Raw genomic sequence first — 19,935 nt, 5'->3', positions numbered from 1 at the left:
AGGTGAGAGGCGTGAGTGAGAAAAATAATATAGAAGAGCGAAAGAAAAAGTATAAGCGTGGATTGTTGCTAGGATTAATAGTTTTTATAACTTATAGTATCTTGGTTACTTCAATAACTCCGAAAAGGTATGATTTAGCAATTGGAGATATTGCAAGTGTTGATATAAAGGCAACTAGAGATACTGTTGATGAACTAGCAACTAAAGAAAAAGAAAAAGAAATAACTGAAAAAGTAACTCCAGAAAAAACTTTAAATGGAGATATAAAGATAAAGGCGCAAGAAAATGTAATAAAGTTATTTGATAAGATGAGTAATATAAATAGCACTGTTACAGAAGAAAAGGATAAATTATCATCTATTAAAAAATTGGATTTATACAATTTAAATGACGATGAATATAAACTTTTATTTTCACTGCCTAATGAAAAATTATCTGAAGTCAACTGGTTTATACAAGATACACTTAATTTGGCTTATGAGGATGCAATAGATGAAGATAAGCCGGAACATATTCAACGTGCTAAAAATGTAATTGATGAAGAAATTGATAAAAAAGGCTTTGAGAGAAATCTTGAAGAGATTATAAGGTATATTTGCTACTCAGAAATAAAGCCTAATTTGCTTTATGATAAGGAAAAAACTGATGAGAAAATTAGAGAAGCTTTAAAGGAAGCACCAAAGCAAATTATAAAGAAAAATCAAATAATAGTTAAAGAAGGGGAGCCTATAACTGAAAGACAAATTGAAATTCTTAAGGAATTAGGATTGTTAGATACTGGGGTTGGGAAGAATAATTTTAATATTTACTTTGTTCTTGGTATATTTGTAGCATTAGTTTTAGGACTTCAATACTCATATATATCAAAGGAAAGAAAGGAATTATTTAAGGACTCTAAAATGATATTAATGATATCTATAGTAAGTATAATAGGATTAATATTAGCAAGGGGAGTAAGTATAATATCTCCTTATTTAATACCAATTGCATGTGCCCCTATAATTTTAACTGTTCTAATCGATTATAAGATTTCGTTAGTTATAAATACTTTAAATATATTACTTATGGGTGTAGTTATAGACTTTACACCTCAAATTTTGATTTTAGCAATAGTAAATGTAATAATAGGATCAACATCATTAAAAAAGATACAACAAAGAAATGATATATTATATGCAACAATATACATGGCATTAATAACTGCCATTGTAACATTTACTACAAGTATGTTGATTTCAAATAACATAAATGGGATATTAATTAATACAGGATGTGCTGTCCTTGGAGCTATAATGTCAGGAATACTTGCACTGGGTATTTTACCATTCTTTGAATCAAGCTTTGATGTTGTAACCAATATTAAACTTTTAGAACTTTCAAATCCTAATCATCCTATTATGAAAAGATTATTAATGGAGGCACCCGGTACTTATCATCATAGTATGATGGTTGCAAACTTAGCTGAAGTAGCAGCAGAAGAAGTTGGTGGAAATGCCGTAGTTGCTAGAATAGGTGCTTATTATCATGATATTGGAAAAATAAAAAGACCTTATTTCTTTGGTGAAAATCAAAAGTTTAAGGAAAATCCTCATGATAAGATTACACCAAATTTAAGTACATTAATAATAATTTCTCATACAAAAGATGGGGTAGAGCTTGCAAGGGAACATAAAATTCCAAAGGTTATACAAGATATAATAGAGCAACATCATGGAACAACTCTTGTTAAATATTTTTATTATACATTAAAAAATTCATCAGATAAGCCTGAGGAAATAAAGGAAGAGGATTTTAGATATCCAGGTCCAACACCAACTAGTAAAGAGGCAGGAATTATAATGCTTGCAGATAGTGTTGAGGCTGCAGTTAGATCTATTAGTGAGCCAACTAAGGGTAAAATTGAAGAAATGGTTAATAATATAATTAAAGATAAATTATATTCAGACCAGCTAGTTAATTGTGATTTAACATTAAAGGATTTAGAAGTAATAAGAAAATGCTTCTTAAAAGTTCTTACAGGGATATATCATCAAAGAATAGAATATCCAACTGAGAAAAAAATTAGAAATCAATAATTAGTATGGGAAGGGGGTAAAAGCCTTTCCCATTAATTTTAAATAAAGGAGAAAAATATGTTATATACAGATGATAGACAAGATAAAATCGAGGTTTCAGAAGAGTTTATAAAAAATATCGAAGAAGTATGTAGTTTTACATTAAAAGAAGAAAAGGTAGATGTAAATTATCAAATTTCACTTTTATTTGTTGATAATGAAGAAATAAAAGAAATAAACGCAGAAACAAGAAGTATTGATAAGGAAACAGATGTATTATCATTTCCTATGATAGATTATGAAAAGGATAAAGTTTTTAAAGATATGTATATAGGTTATGAATTTGATGAAACATATATGGATGGAGAGGAATTAGTTTTAGGAGATATGGTTTTATCTTTAGAAAAGGCATTAGAGCAAAGTAAGGAATATAATCATTCATTCCAAAGGGAAGTAAGTTATTTGGTAGTTCATTCAATACTTCATTTATTAGGATACGACCATATGGAAGAGGAAGAAAAAGTTAGAATGAGAAAAAGAGAGGAAGAAATACTTAATAAATTAAATATAAGAAGAGAATAATATTTGTAAGGGGTGACTATATGAAGCTTAAAAAAATGCTAGAAAGCTTTAATTATGCAATTGAGGGAATTATTGATACAGTAAGAACTCAAAGAAATATGAAGATTCATTTATTAGCAGCATTATGTGTATTATTAGCATGCTTCTTTTTTGATATATCAAAGGTAGAGTTTTTAATTCTCGCAATTACTATAACAATGGTAGTAGCTGCTGAAATTGTAAATACGGCTATAGAGGCAACTATAGACTTAACAACAAACTATTATCATCCTCTTGCAAAAGTTGCGAAAAATGCAGCGGCAGGAGCTGTTTTAGTAACAGCAATAAATGCATTAATTGTTGGGTATATAATATTTGGTGATAAGATATCAGAGTTTTCTTATACAGTAATACATAAGGTAAAAAGCTCGGAGCCATATATGATTCTTATAGCATTAGTTTTTGTTACAATAGCCACTTTAATAGTAAAGGCTATATTTGGAGAAGGAACACCATTAAAGGGTGGAATGCCTAGTGGGCATAGTGCATTATCATTTTCAATAGCAACTGCAATTTCTTTAATTACAGAAGAGCCTACTTGCATTATGTTAAGTTATTTAATGGCTTTTATTACAGCTCAAAGCAGAGTAGATTCTAATGTTCATTCAATTTTAGAAGTAATAGTAGGTGGAGTGTTTGGTGCATTATTAACATTACTAGTATTTACTATTTTTAGATTATAAAATAATTTGTAGTATTAGTTTTATACTAAAGCGTATATTATTTTACAATATTTATGTTTCATAGATATACTTAATTGTCAATAGTAGATAATAGGTGTTATAATGGAATGCAATACTAATAACAAGTATGGAGGCAAAATATGAATTATAAAGATCTTATAGAAAAGGCAATAGAAGCTCGTGAATTAGCATATTGTCCTTATTCAAATTTTAAAGTAGGTGCAGCTGCATTATTTGAAGATGGGAAAATATACACTGGATGTAATATAGAAAATGCATCTTTTGGAGGAACTAATTGTGCAGAAAGAACAGCTATATTTAAAGGAATATCAGAAGGGAATAGAACTTTAAAAGCATTAGCTTTAATAGGTGATACTAAAACACATACATATCCTTGTGGAATATGTAGGCAGGTTATTGGTGAATTCGTAGAATCAGAAGATACAGTTATTATATTAATAAAAAATAAGGATGAGTATATTTCTAAAACTTTTGCAGAAATAATGCCAGGTGCATTTACTAAAAAGGATTTAGAATAATTAGGAGGAAATATGTTTAAATCAGGATTCGTTACTATAGTAGGTAGACCAAATGTAGGAAAGTCAACACTTTTAAATGAAATAATGGGTGAAAAACTTTCTATTGTATCAAATAAGCCACAAACAACAAGAAATAATATACAAACAATATTAACAGGTGATGATCATCAATTAGTCTTTGTTGATACGCCAGGAATACATAAGCCTAAACATAAATTAGGAGAGTACATGGTAAATTCAGCAAAGGATTCAATAAAAGAAGTAGATTTAGTTTTATTTTTAATTAATCCTGATGTAGAAGTAGGTAGAGGAGATAAGTTTATAATAGAAACTTTAAAGAATCAAAATGCTCCTGTATTCTTAGTTTTAAATAAAGTAGATGAATTTACACAAGAAAGAGTAGCTAAAACTTTAGAAATGTATGCAAAGGAATTTGATTTTAAAGAAATTATACCTATATCTGCATTAAAAGGTAAAAATGTAGATAAACTAATAGAGTTAATGGTAGAAGCTATGCCAGAAGGACCTAAGTATTATCCAGAAGATATGATTACAGATGTTCAGGAAAGATTTGTAGTTTCAGAAATAGTAAGAGAAAAAGCGTTAAGATGCTTAAGAGATGAAATTCCTCATGGAATAGCAGTTGACATATTACAAATGAAGCAAAGTGATAATGGTACATATCATATAGAAGTAGATATGCTATGCGAAAAGGATTCGCATAAAGGTATAATTATAGGTAAAAATGGGCAATCACTTAAAAAAATAGGTGAAACTGCTAGATATGAAATAGAAAGATTTTTACGTGCAAAGGTTAACTTAAAAATCTGGGTAAAAGTTAGAAAAGAGTGGAGAGATAATCAAAACTTATTAAAAGAATTAGGATATAAAAAAATGAAATAGACCAAGGGGATGGTTTTTCTGTCACTACATAAGACAAATGCAGTAGTAATTAAAACAAAAGAGTTTAAGGAAAATGATAAATTAGTATGGTTATATACTGATAACTTAGGAAAAATAACTACTATAGCAAAAGGTTCAAGAAAAAGTAAGAGTAAGTTTTTATCTCTTACTTTACCTTTATGTTATGGTGAATATGTAATTTTCAAAGGAAAAAGCTTGTATAATATGCAAGAGGGGAAAATAATAAATTCTTTTCAAGGATTGTTAAATAACTTTGATAAGCTTACTTATTCATCATATATTTGTGAACTTATAGATATATGTGTAGAAGAAGGGGAAGTTAATCAGGGGTTATTTAGAGAATTTTTAACTTGTATGTATTTGTTAAATACAGATGCTTTAGATTATGAATTATTAATAAGAAGTTTTGAACTAAAGATATTAAGAGCAACAGGATATGGTTTAACCTTAGATAGTTGCTCTATTTGTAAAAAGAAAATAGGTATATCTAATTATATTTCATTATCTCATTATGGTGGTGTATGTGAAGAGTGTAAAAGAGAGCATGGTTTATATATTTCAAAGCCTGCGTATAATGCATTAAAGTTTTTAAATAGTACACCAATGGATAAGGTATATAGACTTAATATAAATGATGAAGTAAAAAAAGATATAGGCAAGGTAACAACTTTTATTATTTCTTCAAATTCATCAAAAAAGCCAAAAAGTTTAGAAATGTTAAATTATATAAGGGAGTGATAAGTTATGGAAATTACATTAGAAAATGTAGATAAGGTTATTGAAAGAACAGGTGTAAGCTATGCTGAAGCAAAGCATGCATTAGAAGAAAAAAATGGAGATGTTTTAGAGGCAATAATATATATTGAGCAATTAAATGGAATAGCATCTGAATTGCCTAACTGTGGAAAATATGAAACTATTGAGCAACTTAAGTTATGGCTTAAAAACTTAATAAAAAAAGGTAATGTAAGCAGAATAAGAGTAAGCAAGGATGGAAAAGAAATAGTAGATGTTCCTGTTAATGCAGGAATAGCAGCAGGTGTAATTGCGGTAATAATTCCAGCAATATTAGCATTTGGAGTAATAGCAGCAGTAGTAACTCAAATAACTATTGAAATTACAAGAGCAGATGGTAGTGTTGAAGTAGTTAATAAGTATATAAATAAAGCTGTAGAAGAAGTTAAGGATGCGGCTAGTGATATGGCTATTAAAGTTAAAGATAAAATAGGCGAAACAAAGTCAGAAAATAAGAATATCAATAAAGTTAAGTCGAAGATAGTAAATGAAGAAGAAAAAGTTTACAGTTATACTATAAATTTTGATGAAGAAGAAGAAAAATAAAGTAAATAGGTAAAAAAAGGAAGTAATTCAAATAGGAAAGGGATATTCGGTAAAAATGACTATATTTTACATAAAATGGGTATAGTCAAAAGTGGATAACATGTTATAATTAGATTATAAATGTTTCACTAGTCAAAATTATCTGAATATTCCTTTTTAATTGGAAAGAGGGATAGAATTGAAGTTATCAGATAGACAAGAAGAAATCACTAGGATAGTGAAAGAAGGACAGCCTGTTACAAGTGAGGCTTTAGCTGAAAAGCTAGGTGTTACAAGAGCTGCATTAAGAGCTGATTTAGCAATACTTACTATGATTGGTGTGTTAGATGCGAGACCTAAGGTTGGTTATGTTTATTTAGGTGAGTGTCATAACACAAGTGTTTTAGAAAACATTTCTAAGGTTATGGTTGGGGAAATTATGTCTAAGGCATCAACAGTAAACGTTAGTACTACCGTTTATGATGCAATTGTGTATATCTTTTTAAATGATGTTGGTACATTATTTGTTGAAAGTGAAGGGATTCTAGTAGGAGCAATATCTAGAAAAGATTTTCTAAAGATTGCTATTGGAGGAACTGATATTCAAAGGGTTCCAGTTGGAGTAATAATGACAAGAATGCCTAATATTATATGTGGATATGCAGATGATAGCGCATATAGTCTAGCTAAAAAAATCATAGAACATGAAATTGATAGTATTCCTATAGTTGAAAAAGTAGTTGTTCAGGGAGAAGAAAAGGAGAAGTTACGAATAATAGGTAAAATATCTAAAACTAACATAACAAAGCTTTTTGTTAAGTTAGGTGAAGGAAATTAATGATAAAATTATGTATAGAAAAAGGGTAGAAATGGTATTTTAATAGGGTAGCTACAAGAGTAAATCTTGTTAGTATATATAATTTGATTGAACGGAGGAGTATTGAGATGGAAACAAAGAAGTACGTTTACCTTTTTAGCGAGGGCAATGGGTCAATGAAGAACCTTCTAGGGGGTAAAGGAGCAAATTTATCAGAAATGATTTCACTAGGAATTCCTGTTCCACAAGGATTCACAGTTACTACTGAGGCTTGTAACAAATATTATGAAGATGGAAAAGTAATATCAGAACAAATCATTGCAGAAATCCATGAGAGAATTGGTCAATTAGAAAAGATTACTGGTAAGGAATTTGGTAGTTTAACAAATCCGTTATTAGTATCAGTAAGATCAGGGGCAAGAGTATCAATGCCAGGAATGATGGATACAGTATTAAATCTAGGGTTAAATGATGAAGCTGTAGAGGCAATGGCTCAATTAACTAATAATCCAAGATTTGCATACGACTCATATAGAAGATTTATTCAAATGTTCTCAGATGTTGTTATGGGAATAGAAAAAAGATTATTTGAAGATTTAATAGATGGGTTAAAGGAAGAAAGAGGAGTTGAAGTTGATACAGACTTAACTGCTGATGACTTAAAAGAATTAGTTGTAAGATATAAAGCTTTATATAAGAGAGAAAGAGGGGAGGATTTCCTTCAAGATCCAAAGCAACAATTAATTGAATCTATTACAGCTGTATTTAGATCATGGGATAACCCAAGAGCTATAGTTTATAGAAGATTAAATGATATTCCAGGGGAATGGGGAACAGCAGTAAATGTTCAAGAAATGGTATTTGGTAATAAAGGAGAAACTTCAGGAACAGGAGTTGTATTCTCAAGAGACCCTGCTAATGGAGATAACGTAATATATGGAGAATATCTAATGAATGCACAAGGTGAAGACGTTGTTGCTGGTATTAGAACACCACTTCCAATTGCAAAGTTAGAAGAGCAAAACCCAGAAATATATAAGCAATTTATTGATATAGTTAATACTTTAGAAAATCACTATAAAGATATGCAAGATATGGAAATGACTATAGAAGAAGGAAAGTTATATTTCTTACAAACTAGAAATGGTAAGAGAACTGCACAAGCAGCTTTAAAAATTGCTGTTGACTTAGTTGAAGAAGGAATGTTAACTAAGGAACAAGCAATATTAAAGGTTGAGCCAAACCAATTAGATACATTACTTCACCCAGCTTTCCATACTGAAGAGTTAAAGAAAGCTACACCAATTGCTAAGGGTCTTCCAGCATCTCCAGGAGCTGCATGTGGTAAGATTGCTTTCACAGCTGAAGAAGCTAAGGAAAGAAAGGAAAAGGGTGAAAGTGTTGTTTTAGTAAGACTTGAAACTTCACCAGAAGATATCGAAGGTATGATAGCTGCTGAAGGTATATTAACTGTAAGAGGTGGTATGACTTCTCATGCTGCAGTTGTTGCAAGAGGAATGGGAACTTGCTGTGTTGCAGGATGTGGAGAATTAAAAGTAGATGAAGAAGCTAGAACTTTAGAAGTTGGAGGCAAGGTTTATACTGGTGAAGACTTTATTTCAATAGATGGTACATCAGGTAATATCTATGGAGAAGCTGTTGAAACAGTTACACCAGAAATATCAGGACATTTTGCTACATTTATGGGATGGGCAGATGAAATAAGAAAATTAAAAGTTAGAACTAATGCTGATACTCCAAGAGATACTAAGCAAGCAGTTGAATTTGGAGCAGAAGGTATTGGATTATGTAGAACAGAGCATATGTTCTTTGCTGAAGATAGAATAATGGCAGTTAGAGAAATGATAGTTGCTAAAAATGAAGAGCAAAGAAGAGTTGCATTAGAAAAATTACTTCCAATGCAAAGAGAAGACTTTATAGGAATTTATGAAGCTTTAGAAGGAATGCCAGCTACAATCAGATTCTTAGATCCACCACTACATGAGTTCTTACCTCATTCAGAAGAGGATATACACTCATTAGCTAATGAAATGGGATTAACATTTGAAGATTTAAAAGCTACTGTAGAAAGCTTACATGAATTTAACCCAATGATGGGTCATAGAGGATGTAGATTAGCTGTATCATATCCTGAAATAGCTGAAATGCAAACAAGAGCTGTAATAGAAGCTGCTATAACTGTAAAAGAAAGCAAGGGCTATGATGTAGTTCCAGAAATAATGATTCCTTTAGTAGGAGAAATAAAAGAATTAAAATATGTTAAAGATGTAGTTGTTAGAACTGCTGAAGAAGTAATGGGAGAAAAGGGAGTTAAATTAGACTATAAAGTTGGTACAATGATAGAAATACCAAGAGCTGCGTTAACTGCAGATGCAATAGCTAAAGAAGCTGAATTCTTCTCATTTGGAACAAATGACTTAACTCAAATGACATTTGGATTCTCAAGAGATGACGCTGCTAAATTCTTAAGTGATTACTATGAAAAGAAGGTTTACGAACAAGATCCATTTGCTAAGTTAGACCAAACTGGAGTTGGTGCTTTAGTTAAATTAGCAGTAGAAAAGGGTAGATCAGTAAGACCTGACATTAAACTTGGAATTTGTGGAGAGCATGGAGGAGATCCTTCATCAGTTGAATTCTGTCATAATATAGGATTAGACTATGTTTCATGTTCACCATTTAGAGTTCCACTTGCAAGACTTGCAGCAGCACAAGCACAAGTAAAAAATAAGAGATAATTAAAAGGAGGCATATGCCTCCTTTTTTAATTAACTTAAAAGGTTATATTATATTGTTTTTCAAAAATATTAATCATTTCATAGACAAAAGTAAGTTGATTACTAGTTCTATCTAAACCTTTTTGTAGTAAATTAACAAAAGAGTTTTTATTACACTTTCTAATATTTTTATAGTAATCTCTAGAAAGCTTCCAATATTTTTGAGGGAAGGCCAGATAAGCTAAAATATATTTTAAGTCATCAGGAGTTAACTCAGAAATACTCATATAATTATTTAACATATCTAAAGTAAGTTCAGTATCCCAATTAGTTCCCTCTCTCTTTAAATACCGTCTTAAAAAATAGGAAATATCGTGAGCACAATAATCATACTTGCATTTATCAAAATCAATAAGAGAGATAGTATCATCACTTTTAATTAATATATTTTTATTTACATAGTCTCCATGGCATAATGAGCGAGATAAGTTTTCGTTATTGATAGATGAGGAAATTTCTAGAGAAAGCTTAGCAAGCTGTAAATTTTCATCTAAAGAATTTAAAAATATCTTAGAAAAATCATCATCATATCTATGACCATTATTTATGGCATTTAGTAATTGAGTAAAATGTTTATTAACTGAAGAATTATAATCAGCTAAACCTTGCCTTTGTTCACTTCCTTTAATAGGGAAAAAGTTTTTAGAAACCTTATGTAGTTTAGCAAGATTTTTAGAAGATAGCCTAACATGGTCTATATTATCAAAATTGCATTTTTCACCTTCTATCCATGGTGTTAAGATAAAAAGCATATCAGAATAATTAGTATATCTATTATTAGTTGTAGTAGGAAGGAGTTTAGGAACATCTAAATTATTTCTAGATAACCACTCCATAGCTGAATATACATATAAAAGACTCTTTTCATTATAATAAACCTTTTTTAAACAAAAGGTACCTTCAGAAGATTCAACCTTATAAACTGCCCTTTGCTTGTCGGTATCTTTGAATTTAATAGGTATAATCTTGGCATTTTTTAAATTATAGTTAGATAAAATTAGTGACTGTAAATCACTTATAGACATGAACTCATTAGTGTTTTCAATACTATTAACCTTCATAATTCTCTCCTTATAAATTTGCTTATTATAAGATATTAAAAAAATTTATGAAATATACTAATAAATAATAAATATATTATTTGAATATATGTTTAAATAAAGGATTTTTGAGAAAAATATAGAATATGTAATATAGAGGTGAGATAGATGGATGTAAGGGAAAAAATAGAGGACTTCGAACGGTTGACATTAATTCCTCAAGCTACACTTAGCAAAAATAGTTTAGGTAGAGAAAAGTATGAAGATCAAGATCCTATTAGAACTTGTTTTATGGTGGATAGAGATAGAATTATTCATTGTAAATCTTTTAGGCGCTTAAAACATAAAACCCAGGTATATATTAAAACCTTTGGTGATCATTATAGAACTAGGTTAACTCATACTTTAGAAGTATCTCAAATAGCTAGAACTATAGGTGTTGGAATAGGATTAAATGAAAATTTAGTAGAAGCAATCGCCTTAGGTCATGATTTAGGTCATGTAGCATTTGCTCACAATGGTGAAGAAGTATTAAATGAGTTTTTAGATAGTGGATTTAGACATAATGAACAAAGCGTAAGAGTAGTTAAAAAACTTGAAAGAAATGGTTTGGGATTAAATTTAACTAAAGAGGTTATTGATGGAATTTTAAATCATAGTGGGTTAGGAATAGAAGGGAATAAGGCAATTACTTTGGAAGGGAGAGTAGTTAAAGTCAGTGATAAAATAGCTTATTTAAATCATGATATTGACGACTCTATTAGAGCAGGGCTTTTAAAGGAGGATGAATTGCCTAAAGTTCCAATTAATATTTTAGGAAAAACTCACTCAGAAAGAATAGAAACCTTAGTTTTAGATATGATTAAAAACACTACCTTAAATATTGAAAATGGTAATAATGACATAGCTTTAAGTAATGAAGTTTGGGAGGCTATGACTGAATTAAGGAGATTTATGTTTAATAATATATATTTAGGGGATATTTTAAAAGTAGAGAGAGATAAGGCGAAATTTATTTTAACTCACCTTATAGAATATTATTGTAAAAATCCTAATGAATTACCTATTAGGTATAAAGAAATATTAGAGGAAGAAGGTTTGGAAAGAGCTGTTTCTGATTATATAGCAGGAATGAGTGATGATTATTGCTTAAATAAATTTAACTCAATATTTGTACCTAAATTTGTTATTTATTAACTTATAAATAAGATTTTTATAAATTTGAAATATTTTATGGCGAAAAAAAGGAATTTTGAGATTGGAAAAGAATATAAATAAAGATGAATTCTTAAAAAATAAAAAAAATTGCATTTTAAAGAAGGAATTAAATAAAAAATGTCGAATATTTAATGAGTTGAAGAAAAATAAAAGTAAGGAGGGGGATCTCCTTGCAGATTTCTGAGGAAATTTTAGAAAAGATAAAAGAACAAAATGATATAGTAGATGTTATATCAGAATCTGTAAGACTAAAAAGGTCAGGTAGAAATTTTTCAGGACTTTGTCCGTTTCATAATGAAAAGTCGCCTTCGTTTTCAGTATCACAGGATAAACAAATTTATAAATGTTTTGGATGTGGAGAAGCTGGAAATGTAATTACTTTTGTTATGAAAAATAAAAATTTACCTTTTGTAGATGCTGTTAAGTATTTAGGAGAAAGAGTAAACATTAGCTTAGATGAAGGAAATAAGGGGAAAAGTCCTTTGGCGAAGAAAAAGGATATACTTTATAACGTAAATGTGGAAGCTGCTAGATTTTTCTTTAAGAACTTAATGACAACTTCAGAAGCAAAGGATTATTTTTTAAACAGAGGAATAAAAGAAGAAACAATGAAAAAGTTTGGCTTAGGATTTGCTAAAGAAAGTTGGAATAATCTTCTTTTTTATTTGAGGCAAAAAGGATTTAAGGATGAAGTTTTATTAGAAGCAGGATTAGTTTCTATATCAGAAAAAACAGGGAATAAATATGATAGATTTAGAAATAGAGTAATATTTCCAGTATTTGATTATAGAGGAAAGGTTATTGGTTTTGGAGGAAGAGTTTTAGATGATTCTAAACCTAAGTACCTAAATTCACCTGAAACATTAGTTTTCCAGAAGGGAACAAATTTATATGGATTAAATTTTGCTGTTAAAAGCAAAATACAAGAGAGATATTTCATAATAGTAGAAGGTTATATGGATTTAATAACCTTACATCAGTATGGAATAACAAATGTTGTTGCCTCATTAGGTACAGCATTAACATCTAATCAAGCAAGATTATTAAAAAGGTATGCCGAGAAGGTTATAATATCCTATGATGCTGATGTTGCAGGTCAAGCAGCAACAGTAAGAGGATTAGAAATACTTAGAGATGCAGGCTTTGATGTTAGAGTGTTAAATATTCCTCAAGGAAAGGATCCAGATGAATTTGTTAGAAGTAATGGAAGAGAAGCTTTTATAAAGCTGATAAATACAGCACAACCTTTAATTGATTATAGGTTAAAGAGAGCCGAAGAAGGTATTGACTTTAGAGAAAGTGATTCTCTTATTAAATATGGTAAAAGGGTAACACATATTTTGGCAGAATTAAATCCAGTTGAAAAAGACGTATATGTTAAAAAAATATCTGAAAATACAGGTATTAGAGAACAGTCTATTTATGATTTATTATCAAGAGAAATGACAAAAAATATAAAAGATAATAACTTTATGAATAACAAGGAAGAAAATGGAACAAAATTATATGTAGAGCCTGGCTTTTTAAAAGCTGAAAGATCCTTGATAAATCTTATGTTACAAGATGATTATTTTAGCTACATAGATGAGGTTTTAAAAGAAGAGGACCTAATTCTTCCGGAACATAAAGAAATATTCTCCATCATTAAAGAAGGTAAAACGGGCAAAATAAATAACATAATCACATACTTAGATTCAAGGTGTCAAGATATTAATGTTATGGAAGAATTGGTTAAAGTAAAAGAACACCATGTATTTGTCCCAAATGATGTAAAGAAATTGATAATGGATTTTATAAAGCAACTAGAAACTTATAAGTTAAATCAAAGATTGGAAGAGCTAAAGAAAAAACAAAAGTTTTTAGAAAAACAAGGGAAGATAGAAGAGTCAATACAAATCGCTATTGAACTAACGAAGGTAGCGGGAAAGCTGAAAAGAGGTGTGAGAGAGTAAGTGGTAATAGCGAAGGGAGGTAGTAATAGCATGGCAGATGAAAAAACAAAAGTTAAGCAAGCAAAAAAAGAAAATGAAGATAAAAGTAGTAAAATGACAGTGGTAAAGAACCTGATAGACAAAGGGAAGAAAAATGGTACTTTAACATATAAAGAAATAATGGATGAAATAGAACATATAGATTTAGGTCCAGAACAAATAGAAAAAATATATGAAGTACTAGAATCAATGGGGATAGAGGTTCTTGGTGAAGTTACAGGTACTGGAGTTGTGGAAGAAGAAGTTGAAGTAGATCTTTCAGTTCCAGAAGGAATTGCAATTGATGACCCTGTAAGAATGTACCTTAAGGAAATTGGTAAGGTACCACTATTATCTTCAGAAGATGAGATAGCATTAGCTTTAAGAATTGAAAATGGTGATAAATATGCAAAGAAGAAGTTAGCGGAAGCAAACTTAAGACTTGTTGTAAGTATTGCAAAAAGATATGTTGGAAGAGGTATGTTATTCTTAGATCTTATACAAGAGGGGAATTTAGGATTAATAAAGGCTGTAGAAAAGTTTGATTATAGAAAAGGATTTAAGTTCTCAACTTATGCTACATGGTGGATAAGACAGGCGATTACAAGAGCTATCGCAGACCAAGCTAGAACTATTAGAATTCCTGTTCACATGGTTGAAACTATAAATAAGCTTATAAGAGTTCAAAGACAATTATTACAAGAATTAGGTAGAGATCCATTCCCTGAAGAAATATCAAAAGTTATGGATTTACCTGTTGATAAAGTAAGAGAAATACAAAAAATTGCTCAAGAGCCGGTATCTTTAGAAACACCTATAGGTGAAGAAGAAGATTCACATTTAGGAGATTTCATACCAGATGATGATGCTCCAGCACCAGCAGAAGCTGCTGCATTTACAATGTTAAAAGAACAACTTATAAATGTTTTAGATACATTAACACCAAGAGAAGAAAAGGTGTTAAGATTAAGATTTGGATTAGATGATGGGAGAGCAAGAACTCTTGAAGAAGTTGGTAAAGAATTCAACGTAACAAGAGAAAGAATAAGACAAATAGAAGCCAAGGCTCTTAGAAAACTTAGACATCCATCAAGAAGTAAAAAACTTAAGGATTACTTAGATTAGCACCACATGGTGCTAATTTTACTTTATATAAGGAGTGAAATATATGGAATTAAGCAAAAGATTAAAGCTAATAGTAGATAACGTAGACAAGGTATCAGTAATAGCAGATATAGGTACAGATCATGGATATATTCCGCTTTACTTATTAAAAAATTCACTATGTGAAAAAGCTATAGCATCAGATATAAATAAAGATCCTCTTGATAAAGCGAGATTAAATGCTATTCTTGAGGGGATGGGTGATGAATTAGAGTTTAGATTAGGTGATGGACTTAAAACAATAAAGAATAAAGAAGTTCAAGCTGTTGTAATAGCTGGTATGGGAGGGAATTTAATAAGAGACATACTAGAAGAAAAAATAGAAATAGTAAATAATTTAGATTATTTAATTCTTCTTCCAGCTCAAAACCCTGAAGTGTTAAGAGAATATTTATATAACAACGACTATGAAATAATAAAAGAAGATTTGTGTTTAGATGAAGATAAGTATTACGAATTATTTAAAGTAAGAAGAAAAGAGGGCGAAAATACGATATTAGATTCTATATATTATGAAGTAAGTCCTCAATTATTAATGGGTAAACATCCATTAATGAAGGAATATTTAACTTATAAGGTTGATAATTATAATAAGATAGTATCATTTATTACAGAAAGCACAGTTTCAGCTACTGAAAGAAGAAAAGAAATTAAAGAAAAGCTGGAAGTAATGAATAATATGCTTAATTTTTTATAAGGGTGAAAAATAGTGAAAAAAGTTAAAGATATTATTAAAACAATGGAAAATATGGCTCCAACATATTTAAAAGAGGATTTTGATAATGTAGGGTTAATGGTAGGAGATAGAGAAAAAGGTGTTAGAAAAGTACTAATTGCTTTAGATTGCACTTTAGAGGCTCTAGAAGAAGCTAAAAATGAAGAGGTAGATTTAATTATTACACATCATCCTCTTATATTTAGAAAGCCAAATAGTATTACTACAGATACTTTACAAGGTAAAAAGATTATAGAGCTAATAAAAAATGATATTAGTTTATATTCAAGTCATACTAATTTAGATTCAGTAGAAAATGGATTAAACCAAACTATTGTAGAATTACTAGGATATAAATCAGATGAACTTTTAGAAGTTAATAAAAAGACTTCTAAGGGGAATGATGGTTTAGGGAGAATAATAAGATTAGACAGTGAAATAAATCTTGATGAATTTGTAAGTCTAGTAAAGAAAAAATTAAGTGTGGAAAAGATAAGAGTTGTAGAAGGTAATAGCACTATAAAGAATATTGCTGTTATAAATGGTAGTGGGCAAGATTTTATAAGCAAAGCTGTTTCTAAGGGAGCAGATTGCATTATAACTGGAGATACTACTTACCACTTTGCCTTAGATTATAAAGAAATGGGTATAACAATAATTGATGTTGGACATTTTTCTTCAGAATGGTTAGTATTTTTAAAAGTTATGGAAAAAGTTACAAAGGAAATAGATAATGTAGAATTTATTATATCTAAATCAATGAAGGATCCTTATGATTTTGTTTAATAAAAATAAGTATAGTATTTGCTATACTTATTTTTTTTGTCAAAGTATGTATATTTAAAAAATAAAATCATATTAATTATATAGGATAATAGCAATTAATTAAGGTGGAGGTTTAAGTGGGAAATAAATACCATAAAAAAAAGAGTAGTAATTGGAGTAAGGTTTTCCAAGAAACTTTTAGGGATGCAAGTGAAACTATCATAAATAACTTTAAAAGAAATTGTAATAACTGTGTGCCAGTTTTTTTTAACCCAATCGCTAGGTTAGTAGTATATGGATTAATATTGATTACTTTACTTTTTTCAGGAATAGGTTTTTATACATGGATTATATTAGGTATGCTAATAATAATTTTACAATTTATTTAAATAAAAAATATGTTGAATTATATGTATCTTTATGTTAATATAAGTCTTGCGAGTAATACATGCAATCGCTGCTAGACTAGATCTAGGAGAGGAAAGTCGGAGCTCCACAGGGCAGGGTGCTGGATAACGTCCAGTCAAGGTGACTTGAAGGAAAGTGCAACAGAGAGATACCGCCTAGTTTACTAGGTAAGGGTGGAAAGGTGAGGTAAGAGCTTACCAGCATGGTGGTGACATCATGGCTATGTAAACCCCACTTGGAGCAAGACCGAGAGTGAAGCATTATGGGATTGCCCGTCCCGCTTCCGGGTGTGTCGCTTGAGCTTATTGGCAACAATAAGCCTAGATAGATGATTGCTTAATACAGAACTCCGCTTATGGATTATCTCGTACCATGAAAAACACTAGGTTAACGCCTAGTGTTTTTCTTTTTATCTAAAACTTTTAATAATTAATTGAATTTTATGAAGTATAGTCTGTTAATATGTATAAATTTACTAAAAATATAGTAAATTTATTCTTGGTAAATATTGACTAAAATATAAAGTAAGGTTTATCATAGAAGTAATAAAGTAAATAACTAAGGGAATCTAGGAGGGTATAATGGCTACTATAAAAGATATAGCTAAGTTAGTAGGAGTATCTCCATCAACTGTTTCAAGAGTTTTAAACTTTGATGAATCATTAAATGTAGCAGATGAAACAAAGATGAAGATATTTCAAGTAGCAGATGAACTTGAATATGTATCAGTAAGAAATAGAAAAAAGGGAAAGGTTCAAACAATAGGGATAGTACATTGGTATACAGCAGAAGAAGAGTTAGGTGATCCGTATTACCTATCAATCAGATTAGCAATAGAAAAGAAATGTACGGAAAGATCTATAAATATTGAAAGAGTATATTCTAAAGATGCAATTGAAGATTTAAAATCTATAGATGGAATAATATGTATAGGTAAATTTAGTAGAAATGAAATTGAAAAAATAAAAAAAGTAACAGATAATATAATATTTGTTGATTCATCTCCAAATAGTAAGGAATTTGATTCTATAGTAGTTGATTTTAATGGAGCTATGAATGCTTCATTAGATTATATATATAATTTAGGGCATAGAAAGATAGCTTTACTTGGAGGAAGAGAGTACTGTAGAGATGGTGAGGCTTATGATATAGATCCTAGATATATAAGTTATGTTGAATATATGAAGAAAAAGGATATATTTAATGAGGCCTTTGTTGAAGTAGGTAGATTTACCTTAAGGGGTGGATATGAATTAATGAAAAAGATACTTCAAAATAAAGAGCTTCCAACAGCTTGTTTTATTGCCAGTGATACTATGGCTGTAGGTGCATATAAGGCAGTTGCGGAAAAGGGGTTAAAAATACCAGAAGATATAAGTATTGTAGCCTTTAATGATTTACCATCGGCTAGATATTTAGTACCATCTTTAACTACAACTAGGATTTATACAGAATATATGGGGATGGCAGCTGTAGATTTAATGGTTGAAAATTTAACTTCTGAAAGAAATTATAGAAAGAAAATAATAATTGATACAGATTTAAAAATTAGAGAAAGTTGCAAAAAGTTATAAGTTAAAGGTTTGCAGTTCAATAGGTCTTTTATATGATTTATTGAATTGTAAACCTTTTTTTTATTAAAAATAAATTAAAAAAATTGGAAAAAATAATTGACAGAAATTAGAAAGTTTACTAAAATAATACTTGTAAAGGTTTTTAGGAAGTTTATACTTATTTGAGATTATTTGGGAGGAATTTATTATGAAGAGAAAGGTTTTATCACTTTTACTTACTAGTGTTTTAGCAGTATCATCATTAGCTTTCGTTGGATGTGGAAACTCATCAACAGAAGGTGAAGGAGGTACAACTGATGCCAACTTACCTAATATAGGGGTAACAATTTACAAATATGATGATAACTTTATGTCATTCGTAAGACAAGCTATTACAGCTGCAGCAGAAGGAAATGCAATTGTAAATATGAATGATTCACAAAATGACCAAGCTAAACAAATAGAGCAAATAGATACATTAATTTCAAAAGGAGTTAAGGCTTTAGCAGTAAACTTAGTTGATCCTAAGTCAGCTCCAACAGTAATTGAAAAAGCTAAGCAAGCTGATATACCAGTAGTATTCTTTAATAAAGAGCCAGAAGCAGGAGCTATGGATGAATACGATAAAGCATGGTATGTAGGAACAGATTCAAGTGAATCAGGAGTTCTTCAAGGTGAATTAATAGCAGAACAATGGGAAAAGAACAAGGATGCATGGGACAAAAATAAAGATGGAAAAATTCAATATGTTTTAATAAAGGGTGAACCTGGTCATCCAGATGCAGAAGCTCGTACAAAGTATTCAGTACAAACTATTACTGAAAAGGGAATAGAAGTAGAAGAATTAGCTATGGATGCTGCTATGTGGGATACTGCAAAAGCAACAGAAAAAATGGATGCATGGATATCTAAATTTGGAGATGGAATTGAGTTAATTATATCAAACAATGACTCAATGGCATTAGGAGCTTTAGCTTCAATCCAAAAAGAAGGATATAACAATGGTGGAGATAAGTATATTCCATTAGTAGGAGTAGATGCTATACCAGAAGCATTAACAAAGATTGAAGCAGGAGAAATGCTAGGATCAATATTAAATGATGCAAAGAACCAAGGTTTAGCAACAGTTCAAGTAGCAGTTAATGCAGCTAATGGAAATGATCCGTTAGAAGGAACTGAATGGAAGTTAGATGATAAAAAAGCTGTGCGTGTACCTTATGTTAAGATAACAAAGGACAATATAACAGTAGCGCAAGATGCTTATAAGTAAGAAATAGAAAAAAGATAGGTGCTGTATAGAGCAGTTGTGCAAAATAAAGTACCTATCTATAAAATATTAAGAATTT

18 protein-coding genes and 1 other RNA gene are annotated in these 19,935 nt (G+C 29.9%); 18 read left to right on the top strand and 1 reads right to left on the bottom strand.

Annotated features, from left to right (window positions below; all coding sequences use genetic code 11):
- Positions 1–11: 11 nt before the first annotated feature.
- The 9 genes from ACRDBA_RS12990 to ppdK all read left to right on the top strand — a co-directional run bounded on the left by ACRDBA_RS12990 (position 12) and on the right by ppdK (position 9,717).
- Positions 12–2,075: an HD family phosphohydrolase gene (locus ACRDBA_RS12990; RefSeq protein WP_438573350.1), complete on the top strand. Its 2,064-nt coding sequence runs from the start codon at positions 12–14 to the stop codon at positions 2,073–2,075.
- Positions 2,076–2,132: 57 nt separating this feature from the next.
- Positions 2,133–2,636, top strand: a complete 504-nt coding sequence (gene ybeY, locus ACRDBA_RS12985) for an rRNA maturation RNase YbeY (protein WP_438573349.1) — start codon at positions 2,133–2,135, stop codon at positions 2,634–2,636.
- Between the two features lie 20 nt (positions 2,637–2,656).
- On the top strand, positions 2,657–3,358 hold the full coding sequence (locus ACRDBA_RS12980; protein WP_438573348.1) for a diacylglycerol kinase: 702 nt from the start codon (positions 2,657–2,659) through the stop codon (positions 3,356–3,358).
- 140 nt (positions 3,359–3,498) lie between these two features.
- A complete protein-coding gene (locus tag ACRDBA_RS12975) occupies positions 3,499–3,897 on the top strand; it encodes a cytidine deaminase (protein ID WP_438573347.1) in 399 nt (132 codons plus the stop codon).
- Between the two features lie 12 nt (positions 3,898–3,909).
- Complete coding sequence (gene era / locus ACRDBA_RS12970; RefSeq protein WP_438573346.1) at positions 3,910–4,800, top strand: GTPase Era; 891 nt, start codon at positions 3,910–3,912, stop codon at positions 4,798–4,800.
- A gap of 9 nt (positions 4,801–4,809) precedes the next feature.
- A complete protein-coding gene (gene recO / locus ACRDBA_RS12965; protein WP_438573345.1) occupies positions 4,810–5,559 on the top strand; it encodes a DNA repair protein RecO in 750 nt (249 codons plus the stop codon).
- A gap of 6 nt (positions 5,560–5,565) precedes the next feature.
- Positions 5,566–6,162 carry a DUF4342 domain-containing protein gene (locus ACRDBA_RS12960; protein WP_438573344.1) on the top strand — a complete coding sequence of 199 codons (597 nt, stop codon included), beginning with the start codon at positions 5,566–5,568 and terminating at the stop codon, positions 6,160–6,162.
- 178 nt (positions 6,163–6,340) lie between these two features.
- The gene (locus ACRDBA_RS12955) at positions 6,341–6,979 is read left to right on the top strand and encodes a helix-turn-helix transcriptional regulator (protein WP_438573343.1); all 639 of its coding nucleotides are present in this window, start codon (positions 6,341–6,343) and stop codon (positions 6,977–6,979) included.
- A gap of 107 nt (positions 6,980–7,086) precedes the next feature.
- Positions 7,087–9,717, top strand: a complete 2,631-nt coding sequence (ppdK, locus tag ACRDBA_RS12950) for a pyruvate, phosphate dikinase (protein WP_438573342.1) — start codon at positions 7,087–7,089, stop codon at positions 9,715–9,717.
- A 35-nt stretch (positions 9,718–9,752) separates the two neighbouring features.
- On the opposite strand, the gene ACRDBA_RS12945 is transcribed toward ppdK, so the two are convergent.
- Positions 9,753–10,817 (bottom strand): CotS family spore coat protein, encoded by a 1,065-nt coding sequence (locus ACRDBA_RS12945; protein WP_438573341.1) that lies wholly within the window; start codon positions 10,815–10,817, stop codon positions 9,753–9,755.
- Positions 10,818–10,964: 147 nt separating this feature from the next.
- On the opposite strand from ACRDBA_RS12945, the gene ACRDBA_RS12940 reads away from it, so the two are divergent.
- From ACRDBA_RS12940 to mglB, 9 genes are all read left to right on the top strand, one after another.
- The gene (locus tag ACRDBA_RS12940) at positions 10,965–11,993 is read left to right on the top strand and encodes a deoxyguanosinetriphosphate triphosphohydrolase (protein WP_438573340.1); all 1,029 of its coding nucleotides are present in this window, start codon (positions 10,965–10,967) and stop codon (positions 11,991–11,993) included.
- Between the two features lie 191 nt (positions 11,994–12,184).
- Positions 12,185–13,966: a DNA primase gene (gene dnaG, locus ACRDBA_RS12935; protein ID WP_438573339.1), complete on the top strand. Its 1,782-nt coding sequence runs from the start codon at positions 12,185–12,187 to the stop codon at positions 13,964–13,966.
- A gap of 30 nt (positions 13,967–13,996) precedes the next feature.
- Complete coding sequence (gene rpoD, locus ACRDBA_RS12930) at positions 13,997–15,109, top strand: RNA polymerase sigma factor RpoD (protein WP_438573338.1); 1,113 nt, start codon at positions 13,997–13,999, stop codon at positions 15,107–15,109.
- 43 nt (positions 15,110–15,152) lie between these two features.
- Positions 15,153–15,845 (top strand): tRNA (adenine(22)-N(1))-methyltransferase, encoded by a 693-nt coding sequence (locus ACRDBA_RS12925; protein ID WP_438573337.1) that lies wholly within the window; start codon positions 15,153–15,155, stop codon positions 15,843–15,845.
- A 12-nt stretch (positions 15,846–15,857) separates the two neighbouring features.
- Positions 15,858–16,649 carry a Nif3-like dinuclear metal center hexameric protein gene (locus tag ACRDBA_RS12920; protein ID WP_438573336.1) on the top strand — a complete coding sequence of 264 codons (792 nt, stop codon included), beginning with the start codon at positions 15,858–15,860 and terminating at the stop codon, positions 16,647–16,649.
- A 116-nt stretch (positions 16,650–16,765) separates the two neighbouring features.
- Positions 16,766–17,017 (top strand): hypothetical protein, encoded by a 252-nt coding sequence (locus ACRDBA_RS12915; RefSeq protein ID WP_438573335.1) that lies wholly within the window; start codon positions 16,766–16,768, stop codon positions 17,015–17,017.
- Between the two features lie 49 nt (positions 17,018–17,066).
- Positions 17,067–17,408: RNase P RNA component class A (gene rnpB, locus ACRDBA_RS12910), an RNA gene on the top strand.
- A 209-nt stretch (positions 17,409–17,617) separates the two neighbouring features.
- Complete coding sequence (locus ACRDBA_RS12905) at positions 17,618–18,610, top strand: LacI family DNA-binding transcriptional regulator (protein ID WP_438573334.1); 993 nt, start codon at positions 17,618–17,620, stop codon at positions 18,608–18,610.
- A gap of 187 nt (positions 18,611–18,797) precedes the next feature.
- Positions 18,798–19,859, top strand: a complete 1,062-nt coding sequence (gene mglB / locus ACRDBA_RS12900) for a galactose/glucose ABC transporter substrate-binding protein MglB (RefSeq protein ID WP_438573333.1) — start codon at positions 18,798–18,800, stop codon at positions 19,857–19,859.
- Positions 19,860–19,935 lie beyond the last annotated feature (76 nt).

The organism is Clostridium sp., from assembly GCF_051654825.1.
Classification (GTDB): Bacteria; Bacillota; Clostridia; order Clostridiales; family Clostridiaceae; genus Clostridium.
Note: the sequence above shows the minus strand (reverse complement) of the source record. Positions and strands in the feature narration are given on the sequence as shown.